Genomic DNA, 13,654 nt, shown 5'->3' on the forward strand with positions numbered 1-13,654 from the left:
CGATGAGACTTGAGCCGTGCCTTTGCCTCGACGAGCTCCGCACGCAAGCGGTCTCTTTTCTGCGATAGTGCCTGATGTTCGGCGGCCAGCGCCGAAGGAACGGCCGTATCGCGACCGCATGCCGGACAGACGAGCGCGCACTCGTCCTTTTCCGTTTTGCAGAAGAAGCATATTTCCGGCATGCCTGACTTTCTATCTATCTATCTATCTATCTATCTATCTATCTATCTATCTATCTATCTATCTATCTATCTATCTATGGCGTTTTCGAGCGAAGTGGACACCGGTTCGCGTGACGAAAACGCGTCAAAACAAAATCTTAGGGTGCGACGATGAGCAAAAACGTAGTCACGGTGCGCCGTCCCTCCGAATCGTGGATTTCCACGCGGACAAGATGTTCGCCCGGCGGGGCTTCCGCGTCCGGAATTTCGATGCCGGTTGACTGAGCGTAAGGCCTCACTCTTAAAGTCAAGTCGATGTTTGGCTGCTTCAGGTAGGTCACGCGAAGCGAGTCCAAATCAATTTTGGCGCCGCCAAAACCCCGGAATTTAAGCTGCAGACGAAGCGGCGAACGCAACTCGCCGTTATCCGAGTCGGAAAGATCGATGCGTGGTCCGCGTGTAACCCCGCGGGCCGCAAAGACGTCCTTTGGCGTGGGAAGCTGGGCCTCTTCCGGTGTGATCAGCACCACGCCTGCTCTGGCGTCAGGCGGCTGTGCCGTCAACATGAATGCTGCCAATAGTCCGGCGCAAAGGACTTTCAACGTGGATATGGCCCTGGGTCCGCACATAAATAATCCTGCTGCAGCAATGAATATACATGTCAATGTTCTCAATGGGCTTTCGCCCTCGCATGTCGAGCCTGCAACCATTGGAACGACACCCAATCCGCATTGTCACTTTCGAGGCCTGCTCAGGCTTCACTCACATTACGGCCCGCCGAATTGCTCAACCGCTAAAGCGGCCTTTGTCACGGCTCCAGCCCTGCCAGTTACTCGGCCGAACCGCTCGTCAGCTACCAGATCAATCGACAACTCTCTGGGTGGAATCTTCCTCCGCTAGTGATCCGCGCCTTTGGGGCGCACTGCCAACAGGCGACATATTCACAGGCTGGCTCCTCAGTTGCACACTTCCTGCGGTGTACTCGTTCCCCGCCAAGTGTTGGCAACGTCAAGTCTGCACCCTTTTTTAACCGGACGGCAGCCGCCCGTTCCGCAAACAATCTGTCCCGATGCCTGCGGCTTTGCCGGTGCAGCCTCCGTCTTTGCGCGTTCTGGCCGTTCGCGCTTCGGCTCGTCGCGCTTTGCCGTCGCCTTCTTCACCTCAATCTTCTCGCAGGTGTTGTCGTCACCGACATCAAACCCTGCGCGGCAGGTGATCTTGACGCAGCGATCACTGTCGGCGCGATAGCCGGTCTCACAGATCAGCGGACAGATGCGCGCGGGTCTACTCTTGACGGCATCAAGCGCGTCGGCGCTGGCGACCTTCACGTCTAGCTTCATGCCCGCATTTTTGTTGAACAGGTCGAGCGACTTTTGCGCTGCTGCGTTCCAGTTGCCGTCAACGGAGCCGGTATTGCAGCCGACACGGCGAAGCTCAGTTTGCAGCAGACGTGGAATGTCAGACAGCGGAGGCTGGTTGGGTTTTGTCACAGCGGCGGGCGTTTGGTCCGCCGGTTGTAAAGCGGCAACAGGGCCGACCGCCTTGGCATCCTTGGCATTCGCGTCGGTGTCCACCGTGGTTTCCGCTCTTCTCGCCACAGCGGCGGTCTTCGCGCGCTCGGCTTCCGCTATCTTTGCCTCCTCGGCCTTCTTGACAAGCTCGGCTGTGGCACGTGCTTGCGCTCCTGCCCCGGCGTCTTCGGCAGCTTTCGCGATTGCTGCTGTCTTGGCAAGCTCGGCCTGGGCAACCTTCGCTTCCTCGGCCCTTTTGGCAAGCTCGGCTGCGACACGGGCCTTTTCGGTTGCTCTCGCCTGCTCGGCGGCCTTGGCCTGCTCCGCGGCCTTGGCACCCTCAATAGCAAGACGGGTCTGTTCTTCCTGCGCGGCCTTAGCTTTGTTTGTAGCTTCTATTCGGGCGGCTTCTGCCGCGAGCTTGTCGCGGTGCGCTTTGGCAAGCGCGGTAAAGAAACCAGACGGATATTTCTCGATGAAGGCGTCCCAAACAGGCTTGGAACCTATTTGTAGAGCGAACTCATAATCTCGTCGCATCGTGGCATCTTGCTCGACCGGCGCGGCGACAGCGGGTGCCGACACAGCCGGAACAAGCGTTACATCGTCGCCGCCCAGTGAGCCGTAGACAAACGGCTCTTGCGTGTTGTTAGTCGCTTTCAAAACATCGTCGCGCACGAAGCCAAACGCCTTGCGAAGATCAAGGCCCGGCTTGGCAAGGTGATTCACCAGCGCCGTGGCGAAAGGACTATTCTTGCTGTCACCATCCGACGCCGTCGAACCCGCCTTCGCAGCAAACGCAATCATCGTGTTTGGACTCGACGGTTCGACCTTGGCAAGCCCGCGCCCGATGGCCCGCGACCCAACGGTTCGCTTCATGGTTTTGGCGAACGGGTTATCACGGCAGGCGTCAAGAATGACGAGTCGGAGTTGCTTGGCTGGTTCCGCAGCCACCAGCACACGGTCCAACGCAAACGTCTCGTCAAGAACGTCGGTGTCCGTTTCGAGTTGGGCATCGACTGGAATGAGATAGTTGGTGCCATCCAGTTCGATGCCATGTCCGGCGTAGTAGATGACCGCGACGTCAGCATCACGTGTCTTGTTGCCGAACTCGCGCAAGGCGCGACGCATATCGGTGGCGCTCACATCCAGTCGTAAATCCACACTGTCAAACCCGGCCTTCTTGAACATCGCGACGACCGCTGCGGCATCGTTTGCGGGGTTTTTCAGGCGGGCGACGTTCTTGTAGGCAGAGTTGCCAATGACCAACGCCACGCGCTTCTCGGCGAAGGCTGGCTGACTGAAAAGCCAAGTCGACCAGACCGCTAAAACAATGGCCGCGATGGCTCGCATCAGAAATTCCAAATCGGCAGTGAACCGACCCTATCACTCAACCCATTGATCGCAATAGCGCGAACACGCGTCTGTGACGTTGCTCACAGATGGTCCTCAGAGCCGCCAGTTTCAGATGCGACGTCCGCTCGGGGGTCACAAGCCGACTTCACCCGGCGTTCCCTGCCCAAGTCGGGTTTGGGCCAAGCCCGATGTCCAATGCCGGTGGTCGACTTTGTCTACCGCTTGGCAAGACCCTCAAAGTTACTGTATTGGCTGCTCCATCGCCCAGTGCGCATGCATTCGGCGTACGTCTTGGCGCAGTGGCTGTTGGCTATGCTCCTATCGCAAGAAGCTCGATAATTCGAGCAGGTCGGCGAATTGTTAAATTGTTTGATCAGCTCTTCGCGGGTTTTGCCCTGCTGAGAACGCTCTGGCTGAGCCGTCGGCGTGTCCTGCTTAGCCACGGGTTTCCTGACCACGATCTTGTCGCAGGTCCCGTCGTCGTTCAACTCGTAACCGGAGCGACAAGTGATCTTCACGCACTTGTCGCCGCCGGACCGGTAGCCGGTCTCGCAGATCAAGGGACAAACGCGCACCGACTTGCCTCTTACTGCATCCAGCGCGTCCGCATTGGCCGTCTTCACGTCGAGTTTCATGCCCGCATGCTTGTTGAATAGCTCGAGGGCGTGTTGCGCCGCCGTGTTCCAGTTCCCGTCAACCGGCCCGGCGTTGCATCCGACGCGCTTCAACTCCGATTGCAGCGAGCGAGGTAGATCCGCAGCTGGTGCATGGTCCGGCTTTTCGGCCGATGGTGCTAGAGCGGCCAACTTCTCTTCCTTGGCTCTCTCTTCAGCCGCATCCTTGGTTTCTGCTGCAGCCTTTTTTTCTTCGGCAGCCCTGATGCGCTCCGCTTCATTCTCTGCGGCCTTGGCTAACGCTGCAGCCTTTAATCGTTCGGCTTCTGCGACCTTCGCCTCCTGGGCTTGCTTGGCCAACTCTGCTGCGACACGGGCCTCTTCGGTCGCTCTCGCCTGTTCGGCGGCCTTCGTCTGTTCGGCAGCCTTGGCACCCTCAATGGCTAGGCGGGTCTGTTCTTCCTGCGCTGCCCTTGCGTTGTTAGTGGCCTCAATCCGAACCGCTTCAGCTGACAGCTTGTCTCGATGGGCTTTGGCAAGGGCGGTGAAAAAGCCAGACGGATATTTTTCAATGAAGGCGTCCCAAACCGGCTTCGTGCCGACTTGAAGCGCGAATTCGTAATTCCGCTGCATCGTGGCATCGTTATCGGTCGGTGCGGCTGCTGCGGGCACCGGCGCGGCGGGCACGAGCGTTACGTCATCACCTCCTAACGACCCATAAACGAAAGGCTCCTGTGCATTGTTCGTCGCCTTCAATACGTCGTCGCGAACAAAGCCAAAGGCCTTGCGAAGATCAAGACCGGGCTTGGCAAGGTGATTAACCAGCGCCGTAGCGAAAGGACTGTTCTTGCTGTCGCCATCCGACGCCGTCGAACCCGCCTTCGCGGCAAACGCAATCATCGTGTTGGGGCTGGAAGGCTCAACCTTGGCGAGACCGCGTCCAATCGCGCGCGACGCAATCGTTCGCTTCATGTTTTTAGCGAACGGGTTGTCCCGGCAAGCATCGAGGATAACAAGCCGCAATTGCTTGGCCGGTTCAATCGCTACCAGAACGCGGTCCAACGGCAGCGTCTCGTCCAGGACGTCTGTATCCGTCTCGAGCGTGGCATCGACCGGAATGAGATAATTCGTGCCATCAAGCTCGATGCCGTGCCCGGCGTAGTAGACAACGGCGACATCCGCGTCCCGGCTTCTGTTGCCGAAGTCGCGCAGTGCCTTGCGTAATTCGCCCACGGTTAGGTTGAGCTTGGACTCGACCGTGTCGAAGCCTGCCGACTTGAACATCGTGGCAACCGCAGCTGCATCGTTCGCGGGATTACTAAGCTTGGCCACGTTCCGATAGGCAGAATTGCCGATCACCAGCGCAACGCGCTTCTCGGCAAACGCAGGCTCAGTGAAAAGCCAAGTCGACCAGATCGCAAAGACAACGGCCGCGATGGCGCGCATCAAAATTCCAATCGGCAATTGGCCGACCCTATCATTCAACCCATTGATCGCAATAGCGCGTACACACGTCTGTGACGTTACTCACAGATGATCCTCAGAGCCACAGTTTCAGACGTGACTTCCGCTCAGGGTCCAATCGCTGCCATATCGGACTCTTCGGCTCATGTCCGGTCTACCCCCGATAGCGACCGGATAGCGGACATCTCGGAATGGCAGTTTCGTGCCGATATTGTTGCAAAAGTCGTTTTGGGGTGCTGAACGAAAATTCCTAGAGCCGCTGATGCGTTTTAAGCGCGGCGACGGGAGGGACTCAGCAGTGGCGTTGAAACGCGACGCAGCAGCAGAGAAGTCCAAAGATCAGCTCTTGCGAGATTTTTGCGGTCATTCGATTTTCGACTTTTGCAACAAAATCTGCCAGAACCGGTCATTCAATCAACTCGTCGGCGGATGCGATAATTGAATCGGGCATGGTCAAACCAAGGACCTTGGCGGTCTTCAGATTTACTACAGTCTCGAATTTTGTTGGCCGTTCAATCGGCAATTCCGATACCGGAGTCCCTTTGAGCACGCGATCTACATAGTAAGCCAAACGACGATACGACTCGGAGAGCTTAGGTCCATAACTACAGATGGCGCCACTTCTTGCGAATACCGGCCAACCGGAAATTACTGGGGCACGATGTTTCATTCCGTAGTCAATGATCCGCTGCCGATACTGAATGGCAAAACCGTCGGCAAAAAGCGAAATCGCTTGCGGAGGGTTCGGGTCCATGGCGGCGAATGCGGAGGCTAGTTGTCCCTCGGTCGCGGTTCCAAAAAATTCCGTTGTCAGGCCAAGTTTCCGGGCTGTCTCCTCTGAGTAGGTCCGCTCGATCTGCGAACCGGGGTGTTCGGGGTTGGCGATGATGGCAACGCGCTGCAAACCTGGAATAGTATCCCGCAATATTTCCAACCGTTTGGCATTCAGTTCAGCCGCCATAAACGTTAGACCCGTCATGTTGTCACGGGGATGCGCAAGGCTGTCGGCGAAGCCAGCAACGACGGGATCCCCACTAAAAACGAACACGGTGGGTGTGGTTAGCTTCAGTTCGTATACCAAGGGGACCGCAGCGCCTTGGACAACCAACAGATCAACCGGTTTGCGAGCTAATTCGGCCGCTAGTGGGGCTACGCGCAACAGATTGTCGTCGCCATAGCGATAGTCGATTTCAAGGTTGTCGTTCTCACGATACCCAAATTCGCGAAGGCCACCTCGAAACGCCTCAAGAAACGGAGTAAGGCTCGGTTCTCGCTGAGCGGTGAGCCATCCGATGCGAAAGACCTTGGCCGCAGCGTGTGCGCAGCGATAGCCCGCTGAGAACGCGATAACAGCACTCGAAGCCAGAAATGTGCGGCGGTTCATTTTGGTTGTCCCGCAATCAGAGACCCGCAATATAACTGGACAGGACTGTTTTATCCAGCATCCGACCGAAGGCTATGACCGTTGTGGGTCAAAATGCGAAATACTCGCCCGGAGCACATGTCTTCCGGGTTACCACTGACAACGGACATGCCGCTGCACCGCAATAACTGACGCTATGTGCCATGAAGAGACATCGCAGTTTTTAATTAGCCTCCGACTAGGCGTTCAAACAACTGTACCTGCGAACGGCGCGCTATATCGTAACAGTAGATCGGCCTTACTCGATCTTGATGTTAGCCGCCTTTATGACCTTGGCCCACTTCACCGTCTCGTCCGAGATAAGCTTGCCGTAGTCAGCGGGTGAGCCTTGAAACACTATGCCTCCGCCGATAACAGCAAGCCGTACCACCATCTTGGGATCGGCGAGTGCGGCGTTGATCTCTTTGTTTAGCTTTTCGATTATTTCCACGGGTGTATTCTTGGGCACGCCAACACCATACCAGGAGCTTGCCTCATAGCCCGGCACGTATTCGCTCACGGTCGGGATGTCAGGTAATGCTTCCGAGCGCATCGCGGTCGTTACCGCCAATGCTCGTAAGCTGCCGGCCTTGATGTATTCGATCGATGCCGGCATGCTGCTAAACATCACCTGCACCTGACCAGCGAGCAGGTCAGTCAGCGCGGGGCCCGAGCCGCGATAAGGCACGTTAGTCATGTTGACGCCGGTCATAGTCTTGAACAATTCACCGGCCAGTTGTGTCACGTTTCCGAGGCCGGCAGACGCCATATTGATCTTGTCTGGATTAACTTTGGCCAAGGCAATGAACTCTGGGACCGTCTTGGCCGGAAATGACGAATTTACCACCATCACGAGAGGCTGACGAATAAGGCCCGTCACCGGGGCAATGTCGCGGATGAAATTAAAATTGAGATTTTCGTATAAAGTCACATTGGTCGCGGGAGAAGGATCTACGAGCAGAAGCGTATACCCGTCAGGATCGGCCTTTACGACCGCCTCGGTGCCTACATTGGTGTTGGCTCCAGGCCGGTTCTCAATAATGAACGGTTGACCGATGCGCTCCGAGAGCCATTGACCCAATAGGCGAGCGAGAATGTCTGTTCCGCCAGCCGGCGCGAAAGGAACGATGATTCTCACCGGGCGAGCAGGAAAGCTCTGCGCCCGCGCCACGACCGGCCACGCCGCCGCACCTCCCACGAGGCCAATAAATTCTCGCCGCTGCATGTCCACCCCCAACGTCGTTGGGCGACAGTGTAACTGCCTAAACTGGACACTTGGAAGACGTTGGGTCCAGCTCAAAGGAATATGTTTGGGGCATCGATGTCTCAGTTGGGTCAATCGCGTCACTTTGGCTGTATGCCGGTCACTTCTGGTTTGCACCCAACCGCGGACATGGCGCTGCACCGCAATAACTGACGCTAAGTGCACAGTTCCGGACTCATGCACCGTAGAGCAGCCGCCACCCTATTCAATCACTTCGTCTGCGAGCGCCGTCAGCGTCGCTGGAATTTCCAGTCCTATCGATTTCGCGGCCTTGATATTGATGACGAACTGGTAGCGTGTCGGCTGCTCAACCGGGAGGTCGGCAGGCTTCGCGCCCTTGAGGATAAGATCGACCATCGCTGCGGCACGGTCGAAGGATTCGCGCGTGTCGGCTCCATAGGACATCAAACCACCATCGCGAACGATGGAGTCCGCCTCAAAGATTGCAGGCAGACGATGCTCAGCGGCATAGTCAATCACGCGCTTTCGGTTGAGCACCGTCAGCGAGTCCGAAACCATCAGGATAGCGTCAGGCGGATCGCGGGTCATCGCCGCGAAAGCTTCATTAAAATCGTCGGGTTCCCGCACGCCAAGCGGCTGCACAGTAATTCCAACACCCTGGGCTGCGTTCGCGGAAGTCTCATAACGCATCGACATACCCAGATCGTCCTTGTTCCAAAGCATCGCTACCCGGCGAAGCCTCGGCAACAAGGTTGCCAGCAACGAGAGCCGCTTGGTGGATAGTATTGATGCGTCATCGGCTATTCCGGTTACGTTGCCACCCGGCCGCGCGAGACTTTCGACCAGTCCGGTCTTGACCGGATCGCCGGAGCCAGACGCCAACACGGTTGGGACGCCCGATGCCTTTGCTGCGGCAGCGGCTGGGTAGCCGAGGGTGACCACAACGTCCACGCTCGCCGCCTTGAGCTCCTGCATTAGCTTCGGCACCAGCTCAAGCTTGCCCGACGCCCCTCGTGCCTCGTGGATCAAGTTTTGTCCAAGCAAATATCCACGCTTCGCCAGCCCGTCGAAGAGAACCGCACCGCGATCCGCCGTAGCAGAGACCGGGGGGCCGGGAGTGAGCGTGCCAACGCGATAAACCTTCGCGGTCTGGGCAAGCGCGCTCAACGGCCAAGCCGCAGCCGCTCCACCAGTAAGCGCGATGAAGTCTCGACGTCGCATTCCTAATCCCGCCCCCGATGCCGCCAACCCGAGCCTAAGCAATTTTCGGCACAGGTCCAAGCGGTCAGATGTCCGAGTTGGGTCAAACTGAGAAGTCCGGGCGTTCAACCGGCAGGTCGGCTTTACCCCCAACTCCGGACATGGCCTTCCACCGCGCAAACTGACGCTTTGTGCCAACAGCGGAAGTTATTCGGTCCTATTCGATCACCTTATCAGCGCGCGCGATGAGACGGTCAGAGAAGGTTAACCCAAGGGCTGCGGCCGTTTTTAGATTGAGGGCTAACTCAAACGTCACTGGCTGTTCGACTGGAATTTCAGCCGGATCAACTCCTTTGAAGATTTTGTCGATATAATGCGCTGCCCTACGGAACACTGGTTTCAAATCGGCGGCGTAGCTGGCCAATCCACCCAAATCTACGTAAGCACTGCTTTGATAGATAGCTGGAATAGCAGACTGCGCGGCCAACGAAACGATTTCGGGTCTGGTTACGTCGGCAAGAACAAAGAGAGCGTCGCAGTTTTCTCGTTTCATTGTTTGGAACGCTTGCTCCAGATCACTAGGCGCCGCAGCCACAACCGGAACAGTCGCAAGGTCAAGCTTCTTCGCGGCACCGTCGAACAACTCGTACTGATGCGGATGGGTTGGATTGCGAGACATCAAGACGGCTACGCGCTTGGCGGTCGGTAGGGCCGAGTGAAGCAATTCGACGGCCTTACCAAGAGCATCGCCAACCATATTCGCTGTGCCGGTGATATTTCCCCGGGATGAGCAATGCTTTTGACGAAGCCTGATCCAATTGGATCGGTCGCTGGCGACATCACTATTGGAATGGTCGAGGTCGCGCGCTGAGCTGCTGCTATCGCTGGCGTGGCCACCGCAACGATGACGTCAGGGTGGCGACTTACCAGTTCTTTCGCGAGAGCAGGCAATTTATCGATCTGTCCGTTCGCATAGTTATAGTCGATCACGATATTCTGTCCTTCGACGTAACCGAGTAACTTAAGCTCATCGCGGAAGCCATCCCAATAAACGCCATCCGCCGGTTCTTGCCTGCCGGGATAGATATGACCGATCCGCCACACCTTGGAGGCAGACTGCGCCGCTGCGATAAATGGCCACGCGACTGTCGTGTAGCCGATGGCCTTGATTAAATTGCGCCGCAACATCGCAAGGGCTCCCAACATCGATCAAGAGGGAGCCGATCTTGAACGGGCTCGGGGATTTCGCAAGCGGGCCTTTGGTCTGGTTTGGGTCAAAGTGAGAAGTCTGGGCGTTGGACCGGCAGGTCGGTATACCGCCAACTCCGGACATGGCCCTGCAACGCAACAACTGACGCTATGTGCCACAAGCAGACATCGGCACCTGATCGATCACCTCGCTAGCGCGCAGCAGGAACGATCCGAGCGCGTCTTTGACGACGTAAAGTGCATCCGCGCGACCACTAAGCGATGAGCGGCACCACATGCCGCAGCGGCGGTTGAGGCCCCCTCGGCCCGCGGGTGCGGCAACTCCTGCCAACCACTCAACGGAAATTTACTGGTGCGCCCGTTCGGCGTCGGCGATCGCGGTGCCCATGTATTTCGATTGGAAATGAGCAACCCGCTCTCGCCACATTCCGACGAACGCCTCCGACGTCAGCTTTTCCACCGATTTCCACGCCTCTTTGACGGCCGGAAGCGTATTGCCCCAGATCGCGCGCCTGCACCATTTTTCGCCCTTCTCCCTGCCTTCGCTGGTGGCGCACATCGATTTCCAGGCGATGCGATTGGGTTGGCTGAGGTGCTCCGCGGCGCCTTCCCAGCCCTGCTGATGGATCAGGTAGAGATCGTTCAAGTCCGGCTTCCTGTGCGTCACCCACTCGAACAGAATGCCTTCAGTAATGATCTTGTAGGCTGCCGCAACGGCATTATCGCGGGGATTGAGAATGTCTCCGGAGCCGAATTTGCCGAACTCGTATTTGCTCAGCTGGAACAGCCCGATATACGACCCGGTGCGTTGCTTGGGGTCGAAACCGGACTCGACCTTGGCCACCGCCTTCATGAAAGTGAAATCCAGACCGAAAGCGTCGGACGCGCGCTTGATCTCTTCCACCGGCGTTCCGACCGGGATGTCCTTGAACGAACGCAAGACGATCGCAGCCGGCTTCTCGGCAGGCGGCAGTTCGGACCAGACATAACAAATGAGATACCGGAAATCCTGCGGCCCCGAGTTGGAGGCACCGCCCGATGCACCGCACGTTGTCGGCGCCAGTTGCGCGGCATCACGGTGGCCCGGGTCCACGGATTTCTGCACAGGCGGTAAATCGGCCGACAGCGTCTGCGACGGATCGGGCAACGCGGCCACGACCATCGTTTCCGGCTTATCCGAGGCCGCCGTCGTGTCTGTGGCCGTCCCCGCCGCGGGTTCGGCGGCCGTCGCCACTTCGGCGCTAGCGACGGCGGCGTTCGCGACAATGGCGTTGGCCATTGCGATTGCCTGCGGTTCATCTGCGAGCCTGGCGTTGGCGGCGAGAGAGGCTGCGCGGTCCTCGATTGGCACTGCGCCGGAGTTCTCGATACTGGCCGAAGCGAAGCCAGGAAGCCGGGCGACGACCCAGCCTGCGAGAACGACCGTTCCGCACAACGCCGCCGCCACTATCGCAAATCGCCGCGTGTTCATGATGCCGTCGCCTCCATAGGCTCCACCGGAGCCGTGTAGAAAAGCCAAGCATGCGAAGAGCCTCATTCTTGGGATCAATATGGGTCGCGCAATGGCGCAAACGGCCGCTCGTCAATTTTTCCAAAACATGTTGCCCGATGGCAACGCGTCGATCGCAAGCAATTGCGCCCGTCTCAACGGCAACTCACACCGTAATTGTGAGTACGGTCCAATTTTCGACCCACTGCGACCAGATTTGAAGGAGAGGCTTGGCGCGCTGTCGGGATGACGCATCAGGCGTCGGCTTCGCGCATCGTCTCGAAACGATGGAATCGCGGCTATGGGACCGGGCGATGTTCGCTAAGGGATTACCAACAATGCAGCGCGCGATAACAACGGCTGTATTCGCCATTTTCATGATCCCTGCGGGGATCGCACACGCTCAATTTCTGTTTGGACCCCAACACACGTTCTGGCCAAGCCAATACCCTCCGTACAAACACAAGCACCACCACCGGCAGACAAACTCCGAAACGGCGAAGAGCGCTCGGCCCGATCCCCTTCCGAAGGGCCCGCTCCAGATCATCATCTCGATAGTAGACCAACGGGTCTCGCTTTTTGACAACGGCGCCCTGATCGCACGCTCTTCGGTGTCCACGGGAATGGAGGGGCATCCTACGCCCCTCGGCGTGTTCAGCGTCATCAGCAAACAACGATGGCACCGTTCAAATATTTATAGCGCCGCCCCCATGCCCTACATGCAACGCATCACCTGGTCAGGGATAGCGTTGCACGCCGGTGTCGTGCCTGGGCATCCGGCATCACACGGCTGCATCCGTTTGAAAAATGATTTTGCCGTTCGGCTCTGGCATCTCACGAAGCGCGGCACGCGCGTGATCATTGCGCACGGTGATGTCCAGCCGGTCGAGATAACCAATCCGCATCTTTTTCAACCGAAAGCCGCGTCCGGTTCGTCGGAATTCCAGACTGCCACCGTCGCAACCAAGAGCATCGGTACAGCCGCAGCAACGCAGGGATCACTGGTGTCAAACGCTGAGACTCCGGAAGCCGCCAGTCTCCAGGTGCCGGGCTCGGCTCCCGCTGCAAGCGCGCCCAAAAAGATCGTCCCGATCTCCATCTTCGTCAGTCGTAAGTTGAGCAAGCTGTTCGTGCGTCAGGGCTTCACGCCGTTGTTTGATGTCCCGGTCAAGATCGAAAATCCGGAGGAGCCGCTGGGAACGCACGTGTTTACCGCAATGGAATTCCGGAACGAGGGAACTGCTATTCGCTGGACCGTCGTGTCGATTCCGGACGAATTTCCTCGCATCGAGGGTGCCACGAAAGGGCGCGAAGCGCCCGTGAAGCATGCCGCCCTATCGGTACCGTCGCCCGATCAGGCAAACGCTGTCCTCAACCGCATCGAAATACCGCAGGATACGGTTGAGAGGATCTCTAAACTTCTGACGCCGGCCTCTTCATTGATTATTTCCGACAACGGATTTAGCCATGAGACGGGAAAAGACACGGATTTCATCGTGGTAACGCATTGATGCGGCGGCGCAACCCACCAACACACGGTGCCGCTGCGCAACCCGCTGGAATTGTTCGACCGCAATTCTGGTGCAAAATTCTTGATGTCCGCACCTAAGCCAAAGCAGCGCGAGGTCCGTTCTGGGGTCAAACTGAGACCTTGGGCCGCGTCTAGGATTAGTCCGTTCATCCCCTGATAGTGTTGCAAAAGATGAAAATCGAACCACTCCGAAAATTCCGCAAAAGTTGATTTTTGGCCGACTCCGCCCCTGCAATACTCCGTAGCGTCGATACGAACCTCGATGGTCCTTTTTCTGAGGAACGTGTGGTCACTCACGTCGCCACGCACGAAACGCATCAGCGGCCTCTAAGAATTCGCTCGTCACCGCCAAAAGACTTTTTCAACACTATCCACCCCAGATGCGGACATCGCTCACCCTCGTCATCGTCCGACGTTCAAGGTTCAAACAAAATTTTCCGGAGTAGCGTAATACCGTCCTTATTCGTTGGCCGAAGATTGATGCAACGCGGGTCT

8 protein-coding genes and 1 pseudogene are annotated in these 13,654 nt (G+C 57.5%); 1 reads left to right on the forward strand and 8 read right to left on the reverse strand.

The window, feature by feature from the left end:
- Window positions 1–319: 319 nt before the first annotated feature.
- From FFI89_RS23870 to FFI89_RS23910, 8 genes and pseudogenes are all read right to left on the reverse strand, one after another.
- On the reverse strand, window positions 320–727 hold the full coding sequence (locus FFI89_RS23870) for a hypothetical protein (protein WP_246669238.1): 408 nt from the start codon (window positions 725–727) through the stop codon (window positions 320–322).
- 390 nt (window positions 728–1,117) lie between these two features.
- Window positions 1,118–3,022, reverse strand: coding sequence for a caspase family protein (locus tag FFI89_RS23875; protein ID WP_138830049.1), 1,905 nt, complete (start codon window positions 3,020–3,022; stop codon window positions 1,118–1,120).
- 218 nt (window positions 3,023–3,240) lie between these two features.
- A complete protein-coding gene (locus FFI89_RS23880; protein ID WP_138830050.1) occupies window positions 3,241–5,085 on the reverse strand; it encodes a caspase family protein in 1,845 nt (614 codons plus the stop codon).
- 424 nt (window positions 5,086–5,509) lie between these two features.
- The gene (locus FFI89_RS23885; RefSeq protein ID WP_138830051.1) at window positions 5,510–6,487 is read right to left on the reverse strand and encodes an ABC transporter substrate-binding protein; all 978 of its coding nucleotides are present in this window, start codon (window positions 6,485–6,487) and stop codon (window positions 5,510–5,512) included.
- A 277-nt stretch (window positions 6,488–6,764) separates the two neighbouring features.
- Window positions 6,765–7,730, reverse strand: coding sequence for a tripartite tricarboxylate transporter substrate binding protein (locus FFI89_RS23890; RefSeq protein ID WP_138830052.1), 966 nt, complete (start codon window positions 7,728–7,730; stop codon window positions 6,765–6,767).
- Between the two features lie 240 nt (window positions 7,731–7,970).
- A complete protein-coding gene (locus FFI89_RS23895; RefSeq protein WP_138830053.1) occupies window positions 7,971–8,951 on the reverse strand; it encodes an ABC transporter substrate-binding protein in 981 nt (326 codons plus the stop codon).
- Window positions 8,952–9,147: 196 nt separating this feature from the next.
- Window positions 9,148–10,136 (reverse strand): annotated as a pseudogene (locus FFI89_RS35405) (ABC transporter substrate-binding protein).
- A 349-nt stretch (window positions 10,137–10,485) separates the two neighbouring features.
- Window positions 10,486–11,610 (reverse strand): transglycosylase SLT domain-containing protein, encoded by a 1,125-nt coding sequence (locus tag FFI89_RS23910; protein ID WP_168213016.1) that lies wholly within the window; start codon window positions 11,608–11,610, stop codon window positions 10,486–10,488.
- Between the two features lie 356 nt (window positions 11,611–11,966).
- On the opposite strand from FFI89_RS23910, the gene FFI89_RS23915 reads away from it, so the two are divergent.
- Window positions 11,967–13,139, forward strand: a complete 1,173-nt coding sequence (locus tag FFI89_RS23915; RefSeq protein WP_168213017.1) for a L,D-transpeptidase — start codon at window positions 11,967–11,969, stop codon at window positions 13,137–13,139.
- Window positions 13,140–13,654 lie beyond the last annotated feature (515 nt).

Source organism: Bradyrhizobium sp. KBS0727, assembly GCF_005937885.2.
Taxonomy (GTDB): domain Bacteria; phylum Pseudomonadota; class Alphaproteobacteria; order Rhizobiales; family Xanthobacteraceae; genus Bradyrhizobium.